General features: G+C 72.0%; 20 protein-coding genes. 7 read left to right on the plus strand and 13 right to left on the minus strand.

What is annotated here, in order from left to right; genetic code table 11:
- Positions 1-71 precede the first annotated feature (71 nt).
- Positions 72-644, minus strand: coding sequence for a TetR/AcrR family transcriptional regulator (locus tag ACYVF7_RS03180; RefSeq protein WP_460334561.1), 573 nt, complete (start codon positions 642-644; stop codon positions 72-74).
- A gap of 129 nt (positions 645-773) precedes the next feature.
- Positions 774-1,607 (minus strand): proteasome subunit beta, encoded by an 834-nt coding sequence (prcB, locus tag ACYVF7_RS03185; protein WP_460334563.1) that lies wholly within the window; start codon positions 1,605-1,607, stop codon positions 774-776.
- Between the two features lie 139 nt (positions 1,608-1,746).
- Between prcB and ACYVF7_RS03190 the strand changes: the two genes are divergently transcribed.
- From ACYVF7_RS03190 to ACYVF7_RS03205, 4 genes are all read left to right on the plus strand, one after another.
- Complete coding sequence (locus ACYVF7_RS03190) at positions 1,747-2,085, plus strand: ArsR/SmtB family transcription factor (protein WP_460334566.1); 339 nt, start codon at positions 1,747-1,749, stop codon at positions 2,083-2,085.
- Between the two features lie 5 nt (positions 2,086-2,090).
- On the plus strand, positions 2,091-2,615 hold the full coding sequence (locus ACYVF7_RS03195; RefSeq protein WP_460334568.1) for a MaoC family dehydratase: 525 nt from the start codon (positions 2,091-2,093) through the stop codon (positions 2,613-2,615).
- A gap of 5 nt (positions 2,616-2,620) precedes the next feature.
- Positions 2,621-3,787: a CaiB/BaiF CoA transferase family protein gene (locus ACYVF7_RS03200; RefSeq protein ID WP_460334571.1), complete on the plus strand. Its 1,167-nt coding sequence runs from the start codon at positions 2,621-2,623 to the stop codon at positions 3,785-3,787.
- 135 nt (positions 3,788-3,922) lie between these two features.
- Entirely contained in the window at positions 3,923-5,800 is a 1,878-nt protein-coding gene (locus tag ACYVF7_RS03205; RefSeq protein WP_460334573.1) for a cellulase family glycosylhydrolase, read from the plus strand.
- On the opposite strand, the gene ACYVF7_RS03210 is transcribed toward ACYVF7_RS03205, so the two are convergent.
- From ACYVF7_RS03210 to ACYVF7_RS03225, 4 genes are all read right to left on the minus strand, one after another.
- The gene (locus tag ACYVF7_RS03210; protein ID WP_460334576.1) at positions 5,801-6,607 is read right to left on the minus strand and encodes a methyltransferase domain-containing protein; all 807 of its coding nucleotides are present in this window, start codon (positions 6,605-6,607) and stop codon (positions 5,801-5,803) included.
- A gap of 110 nt (positions 6,608-6,717) precedes the next feature.
- Positions 6,718-7,218, minus strand: a complete 501-nt coding sequence (locus ACYVF7_RS03215) for a GyrI-like domain-containing protein (protein WP_460334579.1) — start codon at positions 7,216-7,218, stop codon at positions 6,718-6,720.
- An 8-nt stretch (positions 7,219-7,226) separates the two neighbouring features.
- A complete protein-coding gene (locus tag ACYVF7_RS03220; RefSeq protein WP_460334582.1) occupies positions 7,227-8,048 on the minus strand; it encodes a MerR family transcriptional regulator in 822 nt (273 codons plus the stop codon).
- A 113-nt stretch (positions 8,049-8,161) separates the two neighbouring features.
- A complete protein-coding gene (locus tag ACYVF7_RS03225) occupies positions 8,162-10,309 on the minus strand; it encodes a BTAD domain-containing putative transcriptional regulator (RefSeq protein WP_460334585.1) in 2,148 nt (715 codons plus the stop codon).
- A gap of 91 nt (positions 10,310-10,400) precedes the next feature.
- On the opposite strand from ACYVF7_RS03225, the gene ACYVF7_RS03230 reads away from it, so the two are divergent.
- Positions 10,401-11,279, plus strand: coding sequence for an alpha/beta fold hydrolase (locus tag ACYVF7_RS03230; RefSeq protein WP_460334588.1), 879 nt, complete (start codon positions 10,401-10,403; stop codon positions 11,277-11,279).
- A gap of 21 nt (positions 11,280-11,300) precedes the next feature.
- Here the strand turns inward: ACYVF7_RS03230 and ACYVF7_RS03235 are convergent, their stop codons facing one another.
- The 3 genes from ACYVF7_RS03235 to ACYVF7_RS03245 all read right to left on the minus strand — a co-directional run bounded on the left by ACYVF7_RS03235 (position 11,301) and on the right by ACYVF7_RS03245 (position 15,025).
- On the minus strand, positions 11,301-12,167 hold the full coding sequence (locus ACYVF7_RS03235; RefSeq protein WP_460334591.1) for a geranyl diphosphate 2-C-methyltransferase: 867 nt from the start codon (positions 12,165-12,167) through the stop codon (positions 11,301-11,303).
- A gap of 89 nt (positions 12,168-12,256) precedes the next feature.
- On the minus strand, positions 12,257-13,537 hold the full coding sequence (locus ACYVF7_RS03240; protein WP_460334594.1) for a family 2 encapsulin nanocompartment cargo protein terpene cyclase: 1,281 nt from the start codon (positions 13,535-13,537) through the stop codon (positions 12,257-12,259).
- A 69-nt stretch (positions 13,538-13,606) separates the two neighbouring features.
- Positions 13,607-15,025 carry a family 2B encapsulin nanocompartment shell protein gene (locus ACYVF7_RS03245; RefSeq protein ID WP_460334597.1) on the minus strand — a complete coding sequence of 473 codons (1,419 nt, stop codon included), beginning with the start codon at positions 15,023-15,025 and terminating at the stop codon, positions 13,607-13,609.
- Positions 15,026-15,245: 220 nt separating this feature from the next.
- Here ACYVF7_RS03245 and ACYVF7_RS03250 point away from each other — a divergent pair, with 220 nt between their 5' ends.
- The gene (locus tag ACYVF7_RS03250) at positions 15,246-15,656 is read left to right on the plus strand and encodes a DUF4260 family protein (protein WP_460334599.1); all 411 of its coding nucleotides are present in this window, start codon (positions 15,246-15,248) and stop codon (positions 15,654-15,656) included.
- On the plus strand, positions 15,649-16,212 hold the full coding sequence (locus tag ACYVF7_RS03255; protein WP_460334602.1) for a TetR/AcrR family transcriptional regulator: 564 nt from the start codon (positions 15,649-15,651) through the stop codon (positions 16,210-16,212). The genes ACYVF7_RS03250 and ACYVF7_RS03255 overlap by 8 nt, the downstream gene beginning before the upstream one ends.
- 3 nt (positions 16,213-16,215) lie before the next feature.
- On the opposite strand, the gene ACYVF7_RS03260 is transcribed toward ACYVF7_RS03255, so the two are convergent.
- From ACYVF7_RS03260 to ACYVF7_RS03275, 4 genes are read right to left on the minus strand one after another with little or no spacing between them, the layout of a single operon-like run.
- On the minus strand, positions 16,216-16,857 hold the full coding sequence (locus ACYVF7_RS03260) for an SIS domain-containing protein (protein ID WP_460334604.1): 642 nt from the start codon (positions 16,855-16,857) through the stop codon (positions 16,216-16,218).
- Positions 16,854-17,639 carry a cupin domain-containing protein gene (locus tag ACYVF7_RS03265; RefSeq protein WP_460334608.1) on the minus strand — a complete coding sequence of 262 codons (786 nt, stop codon included), beginning with the start codon at positions 17,637-17,639 and terminating at the stop codon, positions 16,854-16,856. The genes ACYVF7_RS03260 and ACYVF7_RS03265 overlap by 4 nt, the downstream gene beginning before the upstream one ends.
- The gene (locus ACYVF7_RS03270; RefSeq protein WP_460334611.1) at positions 17,636-19,225 is read right to left on the minus strand and encodes a trehalose-6-phosphate synthase; all 1,590 of its coding nucleotides are present in this window, start codon (positions 19,223-19,225) and stop codon (positions 17,636-17,638) included. Before ACYVF7_RS03270 ends, ACYVF7_RS03265 begins: the two co-directional genes overlap by 4 nt.
- Before the next feature lie 29 nt (positions 19,226-19,254).
- Complete coding sequence (locus tag ACYVF7_RS03275; protein WP_460334614.1) at positions 19,255-20,172, minus strand: transketolase family protein; 918 nt, start codon at positions 20,170-20,172, stop codon at positions 19,255-19,257.
- Positions 20,173-20,195 lie beyond the last annotated feature (23 nt).

Consider the following 20,195-nt stretch of genomic DNA (forward strand, 5'->3'; position numbering starts at 1 on the left):
ATGAGTGGTCAATCACTCACTCTGCGGGCCGAAAAGAAGGCCGCTCGGCGCGAGCGGCCGTGGAGTGGGCGTCATTCCGCCGGGTAGTGGCGCAGCCCCAGCGCGAGCGTGCGCGCCCAGGGTGCGTCGATGTCCTCCGCCTCCATCGCGATCACCGCGTTGCACAGGAACCCGCGCGCGAAGAACTCCTGGATCTGCTCTTCCGGCGCGCCGGAGGCGGCCCGGACATACTCCACCTGCCGGGCGTAGAGCGCCTGGACCGCGTCGCGGATGGCCGGCTCGCTCGCGGCGCAGTTGGCCTGCATCACCACCATGAGCAGGCCTCGGTCGGCGATCAGCCGGGCGTAAGCCTCCGCCATCGAGGCCAGCACCGCCGACGGCTCGCCGCTCCCCGCCCGCGCCGCGCCGTCGGCGAGGCACTCGCGGATCCGCTGCGCGCAGTGGTCGACGACCGCGACGAACAACGCCTCCTTGTCCGGGAACAGGCGGTAGAGGTAGGCCTGGGAGATCCCGGCGTGCTTGGCGACCTCGGTGGTCGTCGTCCCGTAGTAGCCGCGCGCCGCGAAGGCGTCGATCGCGGTCCGCATGACCGTCGCGCGGCGCTCCTCGGCGGTCGACAGGGTCCGTCGGCTCTTGGTCGTCATGTGAGTAATAAACCACTCACACTTTTGACTGTCAACCCCACCCGGTCGGCCGAACCGCCGGAAACCGGAGCGCGGACGCGACCAAGCTCCGTAGACCGGCGGTACAGCTGCGACCGGGCCGCCTGGGGATCAGCGGAGAGGTGCGACCGGGCCGTTGGGGGACTCGCGCCGGGCGCCGACGACCGACTCGGCGACCGCGCGGACCTCGTCCTCGGCCAGCTTCCGGTATCCGTCGTCGGTGACGACCGCGACGCTGGGATAGATCCGGCGGCTCAGGTCGGGGCCGCCGGTCGCCGAGTCGTCGTCCGCCGCGTCGTACAGCGCCTGGATCGCCGCGACCACGGCGTCGTCCTGCGACATCCCGCGCCGATACAGCTTCTTCAACGCACCCCGCGCGTACGGCGACCCCGAGCCGTCGGCGTGGAAGTCCGTCATCTCGTACGGCCCGCCGGTGACGTCGAACGAGTAGATCCGCCCGACCTCCCGGTCGAGGTCGTAGCCGGCGAAGAGCGGCACGACCACCAGGCCCTGCATCGCGGCCTCGAGGTTGCTCTGGACGAGGGCGGCCAGCCGTCGCGACTTGCCGTCGAGCGAGAGCTGCCGGCCCTCGATCTTCTCGTAGTGCTCCAGCTCGAACTGGAAGAGCCGGACCATCTCCATCGCCGTGCCGACCGTCCCGGCGAAGGCCACCGCGGAGTACTCGTCGGCGAAATTGACCTTCTCCAGGTCGTTCTGCGCGATGACGTTGCCCATCGTGGCCCGGCGGTCGCCCGCCATCAGCACGCCGCCGTCGAAGGTCAGCGCCAGCACCGTCGTCCCGTGCGGGAGGCCGAGTCCGGCGGCCGATTCCCGGAGGCGCCGTGGGGGCAGCGCGTCGGGCGCGACCGCGGCCAGCAGTTCGCTGAACGACGCGTTGGTGCTGCTCATGAACTCCTGGGGGATCCCACCCGAGAACTCGGTCATGTGCGCCCGCTTCCGATCAAGAGACAAGTGCGAGGCTTATCGTACGATCTCCGGCTTCCGGCGCACCCCTTCGCGGCGGACGTGCTGAAGTATGATCGGCATCGAAGTATAGGACGACGCGGGACGGGAGGCGATGACGATGCCCGCGGTGCGTACCGAGCCGCAGGACCGTTCCCCGGAGCATCCCGCGCCGGAGGCGTTCACGCTCCAGCAGGTCCTCGACGCGGTGGTGGACCCGGTCCGCCGGAGCATCGTGTGCCAGCTGTCCGCCGCGCCGAGCCCGAAGAGCTGCGGCTCGTTCGACCTGCCCGTCGGCAGGTCCACTCTGACCCACCACTTCCGGGTCCTGCGCGAGGCGGGTCTGATCCGGCAGTACTACGTCGGAACGTCCCGGATGAACGAACTACGGCGCGAGGAGGTGGAGGAGGCCTTCCCCGGCCTGCTCGACGCGCTCGTGACCGCGGCCGCCCGGCGGTAGCTCGCATGACGGAACGACAGGGCTGGCGGGGCCGCTACTTCGAGGATTTCACCCTCGGCGACGTCTACTACCACCCGCTGGGCCGTACGGTCACCACGACCGACAACATGTGGTTCACGCTCCTCACGCAGAACACCGCGATGGTGCACGTGGACCACCACTACGCCGCGCAGACCGAGTTCGAGCGTCCGCTGGTCGACTCGACCTTCACCCTCGCCCTCATCACCGGCCAGTCCGTCACCGACGTGTCCCAGAACGTCATGGCGAACCTCGGGTGGGACGAGGTACGCCTGCCCGCCCCGGTGTTCGAAGGCGACACGCTCTACTCCCGATCGAAGGTCATCGCGCTGCGCGAGTCCCGGTCCCGGCCGAACGTCGGCGTCGTCACCGTGGCCACCGAGGGCTTCAACCAGGACGGCGTCGTCGTGTGCTCGTTCAAGCGCACGCTGCTCGTCTACAAACGCGACCACGCCCCGAGACCGCCGGTTCCGCGCCCGCCGGAGGACACCCTGCCCCCGGTGCGGGAGTGACCCGGGTGGACGACGCTCTCCCGCTGCGCGACGTCACCGTCGTCTCGCTCGAACAGGCCGTCGCCGCGCCCTTCGCCACCCGGCAGCTCGCCGACCTCGGAGCGCGCGTCATCAAGGTCGAACGCCCCGGCGGCGGGGACTTCGCGCGCGGCTACGACGAGACCGTCAACGGCATGTCCAGCCACTTCGTCTGGCTCAACCGCGGCAAGGAGTCCGTGGTGCTCGACGTGAAGGACCCGGCCGGACGCGCGGTGCTGCACCGGATGATCGGGCGGGCGGACGTGCTCGTACAGAACCTCGCCCCCGGAGCGGCGGAGCGCCTCGGCCTGATCCCCGAGGAGCTGCGCCACCGGCACCCGCGGCTGATCACCTGCGGCATCTCCGGGTACGGCGACTCCGGCCCGTACCGTTCCAAGAAGGCGTACGACCTGCTCGTCCAGTGCGAGGCCGGCGTGCTGTCCGTCACGGGAACGCCCGAGGAGCCGGCGAAGGTCGGCATCTCCATCGCCGACATCGCCGCCGGAATGTACGCCTACAGCGGCATCTTGACCGCCCTGTACGAGCGCGAGCGCACCGGGCGGGGCACCGACCTGTCGGTCTCGATGCTCGAGGCACTCGCCGAGTGGATGGGCTACCCGTACTACTACGCCGCCCACGGCGGCACGCCCCCGCCCCGCACCGGCGCGCGGCACGCGACGATCGCGCCGTACGGTCCGCACACGGCCGGAGACGGTCACCAGGTCTTCTTCGGCCTGCAGAACGAGCGCGAGTGGGCCGCGCTGTGCACGCACGTCCTGCGCCGCCCGGACCTCGTCGAGGACGAACGCTTCGCCCGCAACTCCTCGCGCGTCGAGCACCGGGAGGAACTGACCGCCCTCATCGAGGAGGCCTTCGCCGACGCCACGGCCGAAGAGGCGATCCGCCGTCTCGACGAGGCCGGGATCGCCAACGCGCGCCTGCGGTCGATGGAGGAGTTCGCCGCTCACCCGCAGCTGGCCGCCCGGGACCGGTGGCGTCAGGTCGGCTCACCCGCCGGCCCCCTGGGCGCCCTCCTGCCCCCGGTCACCGTGGCGGGCCAGGAGCCGCGCATGGGAGCGATCCCGGCCCTCGGCGAACACACCGCCGCCGTCCTCGCCGAGTTCGGCGAACCCGACGACGCGAGCGGCCCGTAGGGCCTGCCTCGAAGACTCGCTGTCTACTGCGCGGCGGGGACTTCGAGACAGGCCCAGCCGCGGCGGATCGTGGTCTTGCGCGGATCCGGAGGTTACTGGACAGTAGAGGGCCCCGCCTCCTGAAAGGCCCCCGTCATGTCCAGGGTGTCCTTCGCAGCCGTCCGTACCGGAAGAGTCCTGGCCGTGGCCCTCACCGTGGCCGCCGCCGTCACCGTCACCGACCTCCCACGGGCCAGAGCGGACGCGAGCTCGGCCGTCGTCGTCTCCCCCGCAGGGCAGAACTGGGTGTTCCGTGACGGCGACGGACGGCAGGTGACGCTGCGCGGCTTCAACGTCTCGGGCAGCGCCAAGCTGCAAGAGAACGGCCTCCTTCCCTTCCGCAGCACCGCCGACGCCGCGAAGTCCGCGCAGGCGATGCGGGACCTGACCGGCGCGAACGCGATCCGGTTCCTGATCAGCTGGGAGGGCGTGCAGCCGGCCCCCGACCGGATCGACTACTCCTACCTCGACAAGGCCGTTCAGCAGATCAGCGCGTTCACCGACCGGGGAATCCGCGTCCTGCTCGACTACCACCAGGATCTGTACTCCTCCCACCTGTTCAACAGCGGCAGCTGGTACACCGGCGACGGTGCTCCGGAATGGCTGATCAAGGCCGGGAACTACCCCCAGGAGTCGTGCGGAATCTGCCTGCTGTGGGGCCAGAACATGCAGAACAACGCCGCCGTACGGCAGGCCGCCCACGACTTCTGGCACAACCGGACGCTCACCACGGCGAGCGGCCAGGTCGGCGTGCAGGACGCCTTCGTCGGGCAGGCGTCGGCCGCCCTGACGTACCTGAAGACCAAGCTGTCCTCGTCGGCGTTCCAGAGCGTCATCGGGTTCGACCCGTTCAACGAGCCGTTCGACGGCGGGCTGGACGGGCAGAGCGGCCTGGATTGGGAAAAGACCTACCTGCTGCCCTTCTACCAGCGGTTCCGTACGGCCATGGACAATGCCGGGTGGAGCGCCAAGCCGGCGTTCGTCGAGCCGCTGGTGTTCTGGAACACCGGGTTCTTCGAGGAGGGCGGCCTGTCGTCGTCCGGGCCGCTCGGCACGCGGCTCGTCTTCAACAGCCACTACTACGACGGCGGCCGCATGGTCATCGACCCGTCCGCCGCCTCCGACGGGACGTACGACGCGGCGATGAACCGGATCCGGCAGCGCGCCACGGAACTGAAGACCGCCCCGCTCGTCTCGGAGTTCGGCAACCGGATGTCCGGGACGGGCAGCGACCGTACGCCGTGGATGGTCCGCGCGATGTACCAGGCCATGGACTACGGCACCCCCGGCAAGAACTGGTGGGACTCTCCCGCGAGCGGTGGCCCGGTGCTGTCGGGCACCCAGTGGCACTGGGACGTCTACAGCGGGAACCACCACGAGCTGATGAACGGCAACCCGGACAAGGTGCAGACGACCGGCGACGGCTGGAACGACGAGGACTTCTCGGTCGCGAACACCGACGCCGCCGGGAACGTCGCCCTCCGGCTGGACCAGCGCGTCCTGGACCGGATCTACCCGTCCGCGGTCGCCGGTGACGCGCTCGCCTTCGCGTACGAGGACCTGGCCCGTTCCGGGTTCGGCGGGGCCGGCCAGCAGCAGGCCTGGCTCACCGTCCCCTCGTCGCTGCCGAACGTCGCCGCCCTGGTCAAGGACCGGCAGTACGGGGTGCTCGTCTGGCGCGGCACGTCCGCCACCGTGCCGACGGAGCTCCACCTGCCGCAGTCGTTCGCCCCGGCGAGCACCACCGTCGTCGGCGACGTCGGCGCGCTCACCGGCCTCCCCGCGTCCGGCGCGGTCCGCGTCGCCGACGAGACCGGTTCGTCGGCGGCCCACCGTGTGCTGCTCACCGCTCCGGCCGGGCTGCACGTCGCTCTGGTCGTGAACACCGCGACCGGCACGCCGGTGACGGCCGACCAGCGCACCGCCGTCGCAGCCGAACTCGCCGCATGGCGCGACCGCGCCTTCGGCGGCTGATCACATGGAGGAATGACCCGGCGCGTCGGCGACGACGATGTGCAGGGTCGCCGTGGCGAGGAACGGTCCGGCGGCGAGACGGTCGAGCCACTCGCGTGCGGCGTCGGCGGTCAGGTAGCCGGCCTCGACGGCGCGCCGTGTGTTGCGCTCGATGCCGAAGATCTTGTCGGCCGCGGCCAGGTCGCGGAAGACCGGCGTGACCGGCACGACGGCCGGTACCGCGAAGCCCGCCTCGGCGGCCAGCCGGGCGAGCTGGCGGCCGACGACGGAGTTGCGCACGACCCGTTCGGCGACGTGGCGGGTGTAGGCGCGCGCGGTCGCGACGTCGGGATGGTCGATGGCGAGGGTGTCCCAGTCCGGCTCGCCCATGACGAGGCGCCCGCCCGGGCGCAGCACGCGCCGCAACTCGGCCAGGGCCGCGGCCGGGTCGGCGACGTGCTGGAGCACCCGGTCCGTACGGGCCCGGTCCAGGCCGCCGTTCGGCAGCGGCAGCGCGTGCGCGTCCCCCAGCATCACGCGAACCCGCGCGTCGGACGCCGTACGGCCGTGGGCGCGCGCGGCCATGCGGGGGTCGCGGTCGACGCCGATCACACGGCCGTCGCCACCGCCATCGTCGCCGCCGACGGCGCCGGCGAGGGCGCCCAGGTCGGTGCCGGGGCCGCAGCCCAGGTCCAGGACCGTCTGCCCTGGCCGCGCGTCGAGCAGCGCGAGCATCTGGCCCTTGTAGTCGCGGCCGAGGTCGGTGGCGGCGAGCCGGTCCAGGTACGCCACCGAGTCGGGTGTCGTCGTCTCGAACGTGGACGTCATGATCACCACCTAACCTCCGGGCCGGGCCGGGCCGCAACCTCGACCACGGAGGGCGGCGGCGAGGTCGTCGAGGTGCCCTGGGCGGGTCCGGCTGACCGGACAGGCGCTGGTCAGTCGAGAAGTTTGAAGGCCAGTTCGGTCTCCCACTTGGTGGGGTCCGGTTGGGCCGCTGGGTCGGTGTTGTAGATCTCCAGCCGGCAGCTCCACTGCTCGATGCCGTCGGTCCTGACCTGGTCGAAGCGTAGGTCCTCGTCGGCGGCCCAGTCGAGGAGCGTTCTGGTGTGGGCGGCCAGGTCGCTCGGCGGGGCGACGACGGTGAGGCTCGCATAGCGACCGGGCGGAAGGGCACCGCCGACCACCTCGCCGTCGCCGTCCACAGGAGCCCCGACCGGGACGCCTACCTCGATCTCCAGGCGCCCCGGCATGTCGATGGAGTCGTACTTGAGGAACGGCGCACCCGCGGGCGCCAGGCCCCGGGCGGCCAGCCAGGCGAAGACCGCGGGGAATCGAGCGGCGGCCTCGCCGATGGTCCGCATGGACACGACCGTCCGGATCGCGACATAAGGCTGCTGCGGACGCTCGATGACGATGGGCTCCGGTGACATGGACATCCCCCAGTTCATTTCATGGTGATGGGTTCCTGCAGTTCGGTCACCCAGGCGTCAGGGCGGTCTCGCGGGCATTCGAGATTCACCTCGCGCGGATAACCGACGCTCTGGTAGCCGTGGGCATCGATCCAGTACGCCAGGGTCTGGACCGCGGTCATGACGCTCGCCATCGGACCCGCGTGCACGAGCGTGGCGGCCGTCGCTATCTCGGGCAGCTCGACGATCTCGAAGTCGGCGCTTCCGTCCGGATCCGCGGTGAGCGGGAGCGCCGCGTGCACCGCCAGCCGCTCCGACGAGGCATCTCCGTCGGCATAGCGAGTGACGCCCGGCCCGGCGGGGGCCACGCCGACCTGCGCCATCCGCGAACACAACTGGTCGAACAGCGACCCGACGACAGGCCAGATCTCGTCGGACTCGAACCCGCCGACCTCACCGCTCAACTGGGCGACGCGCACGGCGGCGACGCGTTTGACCACGACCCCGGTCTCCGGAGCCCCCGCGTCGAGCGAGCGGAGCCGTACCTCCACCCGGACCAACCGGGCGGCGTCGGCCGCGAGCGACCTCTCCAGTTCCGCGCGGCGAAGCCGCAGCATCCCGCGCAGTTCCTCGGCACTCACCTGCTCGTCCAGCACCGCGTGAACCTGTTCGAGGGTGAATCCGAGATCCTTGAGAGCGACGATCTGATTGAGCCGCTTGAGCTGGTCGGCCTCATAGCGGCGATAGCCGGTGGAGCCGTCCACATGAGCGGGGCGCAGCAGCCCGATCGCGTCATAGTGCCGCAGCATCCGTACCGACACCTGCCCGTAACGGGCGAAATCTCCAATGGCGAACATGACTCTCAAGGAATACGGCATGACACGGTGTCAGAGTCAAGACCACCTGGGAGCGGAAGGGCGGCGGGGAGTTCGGTGGCGAGGTGATCGCCTCTCCGCAGGTCAGCCCGGAACTAAAGGGGACCCGGGGTGTGGAGGGCGGCGGCGAGGTCGTCGAGGTGGCGGGAGACCGGGCCGACGGTGAGCAGGCCGCTGCCCGCGGACAGCTCCGCCGCCGCGGGGGAGAGCGCGCCCTGGGCGCGCTCCATCGTCTCCCGGTCGCCGACGGCGATGGCCGCCTGGGCGGTCAGGCACCACAGGGCCTCGAACAGCAGGTCCCAGGGCGGCTCGGGGACGTCGCGCAGCGCGGCGGCGGCCGCCGTACGACGGCCCCTGGCGAGCAGCACCAAGGGGCGGGCCCAGGCCTCGTACGGTCCCCAGTCGGGGTCCTCGTCGGTTTGGGCGGGCCGCCGGTGCAGTACGCGCAGGGACAGCAGCGCGAGCGGCGGCAGGCCGTGCTCCAGCCCCGGCATGCCGCAGCCCTCGAGCCGGGCGACGGCGTCCCGGTAGGCGGCCTCGGCGTCCTCCTCCGGACCGGTCGTCGCGATCCGCAGCGCGGCGTACCAGCCGGTGAACACGCCGACCAGCGGCCGTTCGTGGCGCTCGGCCAGGCGGCCCACGGCGGCCGCGTGCCGGTCGGCGCCGGGGAGGTCTCCGAGGGCGCACCGGGCCTGGAGACGGATCAGATGACCCAGGATCTCGAAGGCGGACAGGCCGTGCCGGGCCGACAGGGTGACGAGCTCGGCGCCGATCTCGTCCCGGCGCGGCGCGCGACCGGCGCGGTCGAAACTCTGCATGAACGCGGCGTTCAGGGCGAACGCCAGCAGCGCCGGATCGTCCAGCCGGCGGGCGATCTCCTCCGCCTCCCGGGCCGCCTCGGGCCCCCGCGCCGCGCGGGTGCCGCGCGACTCCAGGGCGATCGTGGCCAACAGCCGGGCCCGGGCCGCCTCCTGCCCCGCCGGGAGGGCGGTCAGCGCGCGCTCGGCCGCCGCGACCACCTGGGCGGCCTGCTGTGGGTCGTCGACCCGAGTCCAGATCGCCGGGACGTCGTAAGCGCCGATCACGCGGGCGGTCAGCTCCGCGTCGCCCAGCTCCTCGGCCGCCACGATCGCCGCGACGCGATGCCGGCGGGCCTCCTGAAGGCCGCTGCCGCCGGTCACGGCGAGATTGCGCAGGAGCCCCACCGTCGACTCCAGCCGGGCCCGGGCCCCGGACGGTACGGCGCGGTCGTACGCCGCCGCCGTCTGCGCCCACACCCGCCCCGCCGCCCCGCCCGGCTCGGGGTCGAGGCGGGCGGCGTGCCCGAGGATGTCGGCCTCGAGTTCGCGCAGTGCCGGGCCGGGGTCCGCCCCGAGCTGCTCGACCAGGAGCGTACGGGCCCGGCGCAGGACGGCGAGGGCGTCGCCCTGCCGGCCGGTGCGGTACAGCGCCAGGGCGAGCAGCCGCCAGGCGTGCTCCCGCCACGGGTGCTCGGCCACGTGCGCGTCCAGGTCCGGCACCGCCTCCGCGGCCAGACCCAGCGCCAGGCGCAGCTCGGCCCGGCGCTCGACGGCGTGCAGCCGCAGCTCCGCCAGCCGCGAACGCTCCGCACGGGCCCAGGGCTCGTCGGTGAACTCGGCGTACGCGGGCCCGCGCCACCACCCCAGCGCCTGCTCCAGCCGCCCGAGCGCCTCCGCCGCCGGCAGCGCCGCCGGAGCCCGCACGAGCGGCTGTGTCGGGGGAGCCTCTGTGAACGGTCGCGTCGGGGGAGCCTCCGAGGACGGTCGCGTCGGGGGTGCCTCGGCGAACGGCGGTGTCGTGGGCGCCTGCGCGAACGGCGACCTCGCGATTCCCTCCGCGGGCGGCGTCGCGGCGGCGGTCACGGCCCGCTCGAAGCGCCAGGCGTCCACCGCGTCGGGCTCCGCGCGCAATGCGTACCCGGGACCCTCGGTGACCAGCAGCCGGGCCGGAGCGCGGGGCGGACGCAGCGGCTCCAGGGCGCGGCGCAGGGCTGCCACGAAGGTACGGACCGCGCCGACGGCGTCTTCGGGAGGGTCCTCCCACAGGTCGTCGGCCAGCCGCGTGACGGGAACGACGCGGCCCCGGGCGACGATCAGCCGTGCCAGCACCGCGCGGTGCCTCGGTCCCTTCAGGGCGATCGGGTCCCCGGCGTCGTCCCAGGCCGTCACCGGCCCCAGCACCCCGAAGACGACCCCCACGTCCGGCCCTCCCTTCAAGGACATTCCGCAGGTCACGGTAGCGCGCTCATCGGATGCTCATTCGCGCGCGGCAGCCTTACAGCAGCACCATCGACCAGCGAAATGAGGCGAACCAATGGCGACTGCCATTCGCGGCTTCGAGTACCGGCGCGTCCCCGTCGCCGAGGGCGTGTCGCTGAACACGGCCGTCGCGGGGTCGGGCCCCGCGATCGTGCTGCTGCACGGCTTCCCGCAGACCCACCTGATGTGGCGGCACGTCGCCGCCGACCTCGCCGCCGACCACACCGTCATCTGCCCGGACCTACGCGGCTACGGGGCCAGCGACAAACCCGCCGAGACTGGCCCTGACGTCTATTCCAAGCGCACCATGGCCGCCGACGTCGTCGCCCTGGCCCGCGTGCTGGGACACGACCGCTTCGCCCTGGCCGGGCACGACCGTGGCGCGCTCGTCGCCTTCCGCGCCGGCCTCGACCATCCCGAAGCGGTCACGCATCTGGCCTGCCTCGACGTGCTGCCGACCGTCGACATGTGGGAGGCGATGCACGGCGTCACCGCCGCCGTCGGCTTCCACCTGTATCTGATGGCCCAGCCTCCCGGCCTGCCGGAGCAGCTGATCGCCGCGAGCCCGGACGCGTTCTTCGGTCACTTCCTCGACATCTGGACGAGTGACCCGGACGCCATCCCCGCCGACGTCCGCGCCGCCTACCTGGACGCCTGCCGTGACGCGGTGCCCTCGATCGTGGCCGACTACCGCGCCTCGGCCGGGGTCGACCTCGAACACGACCAGGCCGACCGCGCGGACGGCAACCGGCTGCGGATGCCGGTCACCGTCCTGCAGCAGGACTGGGGTGCCGCGCTCGGCTTCGACGCCGCCGCGCTGTGGAGCGCCTGGACGCCGGACCTGCGGCACCGCACCGTCGGCTTCGGCCACTTCATGGCCGAGGAGGCCCCCGCCGACGTCACCAAGGCCCTTCGCGACCTCCTCGCCCGCTGAGCGGCCGGCCGTGCCGGGACGTCAGACGCGGTCGGCGGCGATGAGGAGGTACTGGAAGCTGCCGTCGGTGTAGGCGTCGAGGAACGTGCTCTCGATGCCGGTGGCCAGGCTGGACTGGGCGCGCAGCCGCCAGTACGGGATGGTCGCCGGGGTCAGGTCGACGACGCTGACCGGGATCAGGCGGTTCGCGGCCATCTCCCGGAAGTACGTGCTGCGCGGGTGGATGTCGCAGATGTAGTGCGCGTTGATCTGGCTGACGGCCCGCGACGGCAGCCCGTACGCGTCGTTGTAGCAGCCGGTGATGCAGACGTACCGGCCGCCGCGGCGCAGCTGCCGCGAATGCTCGGCGAACAACAGTCCGAGTTCGACGTACATGGTGGACTCGTTGTTCCAGATCGCCTGGAACGCGCCGGTCGGGAAGCCGGTGTCGAGCATGTTGCGCAGGTGGAAGCGCACCTGGTCGCCGACGCCGCGCAGCCGCGCCTGTTCGCCGGCGAAGTCCACCTGGGTCTGCGAGATGGAGACGCCGTCGACCTCGCACCCGAACCGCGCGGCGGCCACGAGGCTGGATCCGCCGCGTCCGCAGCCCGCGTCCAGGACGCGGTCCGCGGGCCCCAGGGGGCCGAGGTGGTCGAGGAGGAAGTCGGCCTGCGCGCTCTCGAGGCGGTGCAGCTCGTTGATGACCTGGGCCTCGCGGATCTCCGGGGGGCTCTGCAGCACGGACCAGTCGACCTCGCCGATCCCGTAGTGGTGGTGGTAGATGCCGTCCACCTCGCCCAGGCGCAGGTTGACCGGGTTCCGTTCGGCGTTCCAGTAGTCGGCGACCGAACGCTGGTACGGACTGACGGGGACTGCGGAGGCGTGGAGGGAGTCATGGACGGACGTCATGCCGGCTCCTTCGAGCTCGTGTGGGGGGACGTGATGGAGCCGCGGGTCATCGGCGGCCGGGGCACGGGGGCGTCCCGGCCGCCCGCGGCTCAGTGGTACCGACTACTCGTGCTGTGCCATTCGAAGCCCCCTCCCATCCATGCCTGGGCTCCGCGCAGGAACCGTTGCAGCTCCACGGAGGGGACGGCGGCGAGCCTCTCCTGGCTGGTCTGGAAGTCGCGGACGAACCGGTTGTGCAGGCGCACGCAGGTCTCGATCGCCTCGCGGAGCGTGCACTTCTCCTCGGCGGCGACCCTGAGGACCAGGTTGTCGGCCTGCTCGTCCGCCGCCTCCCTGGCCACCGAGTGGAGGTCGTTGACGATGACGGCGGCCGTGCCCGCCTGCATCAGGGCGCGGTGGAAGTGCGGCTCGTAGAAGAGGTCGGCCGGTAGCTGGTAGCCGCCGACGATGTCGATCAGCGTCATGGACGTGTAGAAGCTGTCGTGCTGCCGGGCCGCGAGGTAGCGCCAGGCCGGAGGGAGACTGCCGCTGTGGCGCCACGCGGCGTACGCCGTCCAGCTCACGTACATCTGGAATGTCGTGGTGCAAATCCGCATGACCTGGGACGGCGTGGCGTGCCGTCGCAGGTGGGCGGTTGCCGAATCCAGCGCGACCAGGACGGGATCGGCCCGCAGCGCCTCCTCGAGCGGGCCGGTGAACTCCCCGGCGGGCGGTGGGCGGTCCATCGCCGACATGACCAGTGCCAGCCGCGGCGGGAGTTCAATGGGCGTGGCCCCCAGCTCGGTCTCGTCGGCGTAGTAGTCGTCGCTCGCCCACCAGGCGGCGTTCATCTGGGCGGCGAGGAGCAACCGGTCAGGGTCGTCGGTGTCGGGGTGGGCGAGCATGGCGAGCCGGCCGAACCCGGTGCGGCGGAACGCGTCGAGCCGGTCGGCATAGATGCCGGTCTCCTCCGCCCAGGCGACGAGGGCGTCGTTCACCTGGTCGCCGAGGTCGTCGTCGACGCGGACCGTCTCCGGGCAGTACAGCGGCGGGTACGAGCCGTCGCCCCACTCGCGTTCGGCGTATCCGGGTGTGGCGCCGGCGGCCGCCGCGGCCTCCTCGGGACAGGAGAGCGCGGGCCGCTCGACGCCCTCGGCTTCGGAGTCCGGCGACCGGTCGGAGGCCGGTGGCCGGCCCGGCAGCTCCGGAGCGCCCGGTGCGAGGGGGTGGGGGTCCCGGACCGCCGTCCGCAGCGCGGCCGCCAGGTGGGCCGCCGACGTGCCCAGCCCCGTCGGGCCGGACGGCAGGCGAACCGCCGACGCGCCGAACGCCGTCGGGCCGGGGGGCAGGTGGGACGCCGGCATGCCGAGTGCCGTCGGGCCGGACGCCACGCGGGCCGCCGTCGGGCCGGCCGGGCAGGCCCAGCGGGGCCTCCGGCTCGACCGGAACGTGCTCCGCCATCACGAGCCGGGGGTCGCGATCTCGACGTTCTCCAGCACACCGAGCGCGTCGGGGACCAGCACCGCGGCCGAGAAGTAGGCGCTGACCAGGTACGACGTGACCGCCTTCTCGTCGATGCCCATGAACCGGACGTTCAGCCCCGGCTCGTACTCGTCCGGGATGCCCGTCTGGTGCAGGGCGACCACGCCCTGGTCGTCCTCTCCGGTGCGCATCGCCAGGATCGACGACGTGTGGCCCGCGGCGATGGGGATCTTGTTGCAGGGGAAGATCGGTATGCCTCGCCACCCGGGGATCCGGCTCCCGTCGCGCTCGATGGGGTCGGGGTAGAGACCGCGCCGGTTGCACTCGCGCAGGAACGCCGCGATCGCCTTCGGGTGAGCCAGGAAGAACCGGGTGCTGCGGCGGCGGGACAGCAGCTCGTCCATGTCGTCGGGGGTCGGCGGACCCGACCGGGTCTGGAGCCGCTGGGAGTAGTCGGCGTTGTTCAACAGCCCGAAGTCCGGGTTGTTGACCAGCTCGTCCTCCTGCTTCTCACGCAGCGCCTCGATGGTCAGCCGCAGCTGCTGCTCCAGCTGGTTCATCGGCTCGTTGTACAGATCGGTGACCCGAGTGTGCACGCGCAGCACGGTCTGCGCGACGCCCAGCTCGTACTCCCGTGGCGAGAGCTCGTAGTCGGCGTACGAGGCGGGCAGCTGATGCTCCCCGGCGTGGCCGGCGGCCAGCGCGATCTCGGCCTCGCCGTGTTTGTTCTGCGGGACCTGCGCCACGGCCTGGAACCGCTCGACGTGCGCGGCGAGGGCGTCCGACCGGTCGAGCGTGGCGAGGAAGTCCTGCCGCGACAGCACCAGCAGCGAGCAGGCGGTCGCGGCGACGGCGCTGTGATCCCAGGTGAAGTCCGGATCCGTCAGCGCCTCGTACGAGAGGTAGCCGCCGTCGCCCACCGGAGGCAGATGGGTGGCCTCGTCGAAGGCTCCCTCGCCTTCGCGGCGGAGCTTTCCGTGGGCGACCACGTAGAAGTCGTCGCCGCGCTGCCCGTGCTCCACGAGCGTCTCCCCGGCCGGCAGCTCCCGCTGCGTGAACCGGGAGGCCAGCTCGCCGAGCACCTCCTCGTCGTAGAACCCGGCGAAGGGCGGAACCTCCCGCAGCGTGGGCGGGATGACCTCCGCCCGGCGGGCCGTGCCGGCGATGCCGACCCGCCCCCCGCCCACCTTGTAGGTCATGCGCCGGTTGACCCGGTAGGCGCCGCCGGACACCTCCACCCAGGGCAGGACGCGCAGCAGCCAGCGCGAGCTGATCGCCTGCATCTGCGGCGGGGTCTTGGTGGTCGTCGCCAGGTTTCGTGCCGCTGCGGTGCCGAGAGTCTGTGGATACTGATCTTCCGTGGTGTAGATCGGCTCCCGCGATGACGATGGGCTCAAACCGAGACCTCCCTCTCGAGCGCGGTCAGGCGCTGACGGACCCTTGACCCTACTGAGGGCGATCACCGGAAGTGATCGACCCGTGACCGAGCGTATGTGTGGATTTCGTGACCCGGAACTTCCTCCTTGGGCACCCTTGCCTTACTGATCCACAACCTGCTTGACGGCTAACACTGTTAGCCGTAGGCTAACGGTGTTAGCTCGTTTTCGGGAGGACCTGATGGACCAGCCCATCGCACCGACGCGCACGCCGCACCCCGTCCTCCGGGCCGTCGCCCGGGGCGGGTGGCTCGCTCTCGCGCTGTTCTTCACGGCGTTCGCCGTGCTCGAAGTGGTCAAGCACGGCGTTCTCCCGCTCGTCGCCGCGGTGCTGTTCGCGATCGCCCCCGACCTCACGATGCTCATCGGGGCGTCCGAGGCCGGCCATGGCCGTCTCTCTCCGCGCGCCGTGCCGTACTACAACGCCGCGCACCGCTTCTGGGCCCCGTTCATCCTGATCGTCGCCTGCGTCGTCGCACCGGTGGGCGGGACTGCGATCTTCACCGCAGGTCTGGGCTGGTTCGCACACATCGCGTACGACCGCGCCTTCGGGTACGGGCTGCGCGACCGGGACGGACGCCGCCGTGGCTGACCGGCTCTCGCCGCGGGCCCGGCAGATCGTCGCCGCGGCCCGCGAGCTGCTGGAGAAGGACGGCGCCGACGCGCTCACCATGCGACGCCTCGCCGACCGGCTCGGCATCCGCGCGCCGTCCCTGTACAAGCACTTCCCGGACAAGGCCGCGGTGGAGGTCGAGCTCATCGCGGAAGGCATGGAGGAGCTGGCCCGCGCCCTCGAAGCGGCCGAGGCGGCCCGCCCGGCCGAGACCGCCGGCCAGATCGAGACCGCCGGCCCGGCCGACGTCGTGGCGGGGCTCGGCGCCGCCTATCGCGCCTATGCCCTCGCCCACGCCCACCTGTACCGGTTGATGACCGCGGGCCCGCTTCCCCGCGACGTGCTGCCGCCCGGTCTGGAGGACCGGACGGCGATGCCGCTGGTACGGGTGGTCGGCGACCCGGACCGCGCCCGGGCGGCATGGGCGTTCGCGCACGGCATGGTGATGCTCGAGCTCGACGGCCGCTTCCCGCCCGGCGCGGACCTGGGCCCGGCCTGGCGCGTCGGGCTCGTGGCGCTCGTCCGATCCGGCTGAGGGCTACCCCGCGTTGCGTTCGGCGACGCGCTGCTTGAGGAGGCCGACCAGCATGTGGTTGACCGCGAGCATGAGGTCCTCGAAGTGGAAGTTGTTGTCGTTCTTGCCGACCTGACCGGGGAACCGCGAGGTGCCGGGGACCACCAGGCACACCTCGGCCAGTTCCCGGCATCTGCCGCCGTCCCCCTTGGTCATGGCGAACGTCTTGGCGCCCGCGTCGACGGCGACCTGCAGCGCCTTCGTCACGTTCACCGAGTTGCCGCTTCCGGAGTAGGCCATGACCAGGTCCTTGGCGGTGACGACGGGTGCGAGGGACGCCGCGAACATGTCCTCGACGCCGAGGTCGTTGACGAGCCCGGTCAGTTCGGCGGCCGACGAGCACAGGTTGACGAACGACAGCCGCTCCACGTCCGCCGGGAGGGGCCGCGTCTTGTCCTCCGTCACGAACGGATGGTGCTTGAAATCGCAGTAGGCGTGGTCGAGGGTGCCGGCGTTCCCGCCGTTGGCCATGGCGTAGACGGTGCCGCCGTCGTCGTACGTCTCGAACAGCATCGCGGCGGCCCGCTCGATGACGGCGACGGGGAGCCGCTCCAGGATGCGGCGCTTCTCGGCGAGGTACAGTTCGATGGTCTCGGCGAGGTTCACGACCGGCCGCCCGCGTGCTCGGAGTCGATGCGGCCGTGCCCGCGCCCGGCGTCGTCCTGCCAGCGGATGACGTCGTCGAGTTCGGGCGTGGAGACCTCGATGGAGGTGTAGTCCGTGCGCGCGATCACCCGGTGCAGCTCTCCCGGCGGGTTGGTCCAGCCGGTACGAGGACGGTGCACGATGGTGGTCAGTCTTCCCAGGTCGATCACCGCGCTCAGGTCGTCGGGCGCGGTGGCACCGGTCAGCACCGTGGCCTCTCCCTCGATGACGTAGTTGGTCTCCAGCTTCTGCCGGTGCGACTGCAGGGACGACTGGTGGCCCTCGGTCATCCGTATGCGTTTCAGCGCGTACGGGACGCCGGGAAGATTGTGGGTGTACCAGACCTCACCACCCCAGGGCTTGTGCACCGTGTAGTCCGAGACGTCCGGACAGCGGCAGCCCGTCGCGCCCTCCGGCGCGGTCACCTCCCTGGTCTCTCCGAGGACGGAGCCGGCCTCGATGAGGACCGCCGGTTCGGCGCCGACGCCCACGATCCGGTGGACGCAGCCCGGAAGGGCGTGCCAGCCGCCCAGGCGGCCGTACGTCCTCGACCCGCTCGCGGTCTCCAGGCGCACCCGGCCGGCGATGACCACGAAGGTCCGGTGGTCGCGCGGATGGGCACGGTACGGGGTGGCACGTCCGGCCGCCACGGTGTGCTCGGCGAACAGGTACGCCCCGTCGGCGGCCTGGTCGGCGAGCCGGCTGAGGTGCCCGTAATCGGTGTCGATCACGGTCGTCTTCATGGTTCCGCTCCCATCATGCGGTCGAGCCAGCTGTTCGCGTCCTGCTCGCGCAGCGACCGTCGAGCCGTCGCCCGGCCTGCGGGAACGTCGCCGGAGGCCATCGCGTCGAGCATCGCCGAGGCGGTCGCCTCGACGTCGAACGGGTGCACGGGCGTCACGTGGTCGGCCAACTGCTCGTAGGCGCCCGCGTTGACCGAGAGCAGCAGCCGGGCGCGCTCGCCGAGGAAGAGGGCCTCCTTGGCGACGAGGTTCATGCCGTCGAACGTCGGATTCACCACCGTGACGTCGGCCCCCGACAGGGCGGCGACGACGCAGTTGCGCGTCGTGGCGAGATCGGGATAGACCAGCGAGACGGCGGGCCGGCCGGGCGCGCCGAACCGCGCGTTCAGTTCGGCCACCATGCCCTCGCACTCGCGCTGGAGCGCCAGGGTGCGCTCGGTCGGGCGGCCCGGCGGGGTGGCCACCGCGCAGAACCACCACTCCCCGGCAAGCCTGGGCTCGCGCTCCAGCAGGCTCCGGTACGCGGCGAACCCACGCGGCAGGTTCTTCCACAGGTCGATGCGGTCGGCCCGGACGATCATCCGCCGTCCACGGCCCTCGCGGTCCAGCCGCCCGCGCCACTCGGCGGTGGCCGGCTCGTCGCGCAGCCGTTCCACCGCCGCGACGTCCAGCGGGAACGGGGCGACGGTGACCCGGGTCCGGTGCCCTTTGTACGTCACGCCGTCGTCGTCGGCGGCGCAGCCGGGCAGGTAACGGGCACAGCAGCCTAGGAAGGCCCGCGCCCACCGGGTGCAGTGGAAGCCGATCACGTCGGCGCACAGCAGGCTCGCGAGGATCCGGTCCCGGATGTACGCGGGGAGGACACCGAAGTAGTCGGGCTCGCACCAGGGCAGCCCCTGGAAGAACGCGATCCGGCCGCGCCGCCCTCCACGCCGTGCGAGCATCTCCGGGACCAGGAACAGGTGATGGTCATTGACCAGGACGAACTCGTCCGGTGACCCCGTCATGAGCGTGGCCACCCTGTCGGCGTACGCGCGATTGACCGCCTCGTAGCCGGACCAGGCCTCCGCGAGCCGCCCGTCCGGCTGCCGCGAGGTGTCCAGCAGATAGTGGAACAGCCACAGCAGCAGGCGTACACCGATGGTCTCGTAGTGCCGGTCGACCATGTCCCGTGGCAGGCGCAGCCGGTGCAGGGTCACATCGCCGGGCAGCCGGGTCACCTCGACGGATCCGTCGCCGGACGCGCCTACCGGTGTCCCGGTGTCGGGCGGCCGGGTCGTCTGGACGAGGCCGTCGGTGAGGGCGGCCGACGGCGGGCCGGCGCCGGGTGGCCGCGTCACTTCGACGGAGCCGTCGCGGGATACGGTCGACGGTGTCCCGCCGCAGGGCCGCCGGGGCAGCCTGAGGGAGCCGTCCCCGGGAGAGGATCTGGAGGGACCGTCGACGGGCATCGTGCACACCCAGTCGCCCCCGTGTTCGCCGAGCAAGGTCGCGAGCAGCGGTACCAGGCCGCCGGGCGAGCGGGGCAGCAGGCCCGCGCCGTCCTGCCACCGTGGCGTGCTGTTGCTGCAAACGATCAGCCTCATTCGGGGTTCTCCGCTCGGCGTCGGCGGGCTCATCGCGCGGTCTCCTGGAGGAAGGCCGCGATCCCCGCGGCGTCCAGCCGGTATCGGCGGTAGAGGTCCTCTGGTGGTCCGGCCTGGCCGTAGCCGGGGACGGCGAGCACGTCATAGCGGGGCCGGTCGGGCAGGCCGAGCACGATGCGGCCCAGTTCGTCCGCGAGGCCGCCGACGACGTGGTGGTCCTCGATCACGACCGCCCGCCGGTGTGCGCCGACCAGACGCGCGACCGTCGCCCGGTCCACCGGCAGCGACGACACGTTGACCACCGTCGGCCTGACGCCCTCCACGGCGAGCCGGTCGGCCGCCTCCACGGCGACCGGCACCGTACCGCCCATCGCGAAGACGACCACGTCGGTGCCCTCGCGCACCACGCGCGGGACGCCGAACCGGAACCGGTATCCGTCTTCGTGCACCTCCGGCTGCGGCTGACGGCACAGCCGCAGGTAGCTCGGGCTCCGGCCGGTGGCGAGGTGGGCCATCATCTGCCAGGTCTCGGCACCGTCGGCGGGGTGGAACACCTGGATGTTCGGCAGCGTGCGCATCAGCGCCAGGTCCCGGAGCCCCATCTGGGTCGGTCCGTCGCGTCCGATCGCCAGCCCGGCGTGGGTGCCGACCAGGACCACGCCCGCGTCGTTGAGCCCCACCGTCTGGAAGATCTCCAGGAACTTGCCGGTCAGGAAGTGGCCGAAGCTCGCGACGAACGGCCGGAACCCCTCCTGCGCCAGCCCGGCGGCGAGCCCGATGGCGTTGGCCTCCGCGATGCCGCACTCGAAGAACCGGTCCGGGAACTCCTCCTTGAACGGCAGCGTCCGGGTCGCCTTGGCGAGGTCGCAGTTGACCACGACGACGTGGTCGTACTCACGGGCGATCTCGACCAGCGCGGTGCCGAACCAGTCCCGCGTCGACGTCATGCCTCCCCCTGACCGGGGGGACG

This window comes from Actinoallomurus acanthiterrae (assembly GCF_054775715.1).

Coding starts and splice junctions, on each gene's coding strand:
- ACYVF7_RS03180 (WP_460334561.1), bottom strand. CDS start 644: ATGACGACCAAGAGCCGACGGACCCTGTCGACCGCCGAGGAGCGCCGC.
- prcB (WP_460334563.1), bottom strand. CDS start 1,607: ATGACCGAGTTCTCGGGTGGGATCCCCCAGGAGTTCATGAGCAGCACC.
- ACYVF7_RS03190 (WP_460334566.1), top strand. CDS start 1,747: ATGCCCGCGGTGCGTACCGAGCCGCAGGACCGTTCCCCGGAGCATCCC.
- ACYVF7_RS03195 (WP_460334568.1), top strand. CDS start 2,091: ATGACGGAACGACAGGGCTGGCGGGGCCGCTACTTCGAGGATTTCACC.
- ACYVF7_RS03205 (WP_460334573.1), top strand. CDS start 3,923: ATGTCCAGGGTGTCCTTCGCAGCCGTCCGTACCGGAAGAGTCCTGGCC.
- ACYVF7_RS03210 (WP_460334576.1), bottom strand. CDS start 6,607: ATGACGTCCACGTTCGAGACGACGACACCCGACTCGGTGGCGTACCTG.
- ACYVF7_RS03215 (WP_460334579.1), bottom strand. CDS start 7,218: ATGTCCATGTCACCGGAGCCCATCGTCATCGAGCGTCCGCAGCAGCCT.
- ACYVF7_RS03220 (WP_460334582.1), bottom strand. CDS start 8,048: ATGTTCGCCATTGGAGATTTCGCCCGTTACGGGCAGGTGTCGGTACGG.
- ACYVF7_RS03225 (WP_460334585.1), bottom strand. CDS start 10,309: ATGTCCTTGAAGGGAGGGCCGGACGTGGGGGTCGTCTTCGGGGTGCTG.
- ACYVF7_RS03230 (WP_460334588.1), top strand. CDS start 10,401: ATGGCGACTGCCATTCGCGGCTTCGAGTACCGGCGCGTCCCCGTCGCC.
- ACYVF7_RS03235 (WP_460334591.1), bottom strand. CDS start 12,167: ATGACGTCCGTCCATGACTCCCTCCACGCCTCCGCAGTCCCCGTCAGT.
- ACYVF7_RS03250 (WP_460334599.1), top strand. CDS start 15,246: ATGGACCAGCCCATCGCACCGACGCGCACGCCGCACCCCGTCCTCCGG.
- ACYVF7_RS03265 (WP_460334608.1), bottom strand. CDS start 17,639: ATGAAGACGACCGTGATCGACACCGATTACGGGCACCTCAGCCGGCTC.
- ACYVF7_RS03270 (WP_460334611.1), bottom strand. CDS start 19,225: ATGAGGCTGATCGTTTGCAGCAACAGCACGCCACGGTGGCAGGACGGC.
- ACYVF7_RS03275 (WP_460334614.1), bottom strand. CDS start 20,172: ATGACGTCGACGCGGGACTGGTTCGGCACCGCGCTGGTCGAGATCGCC.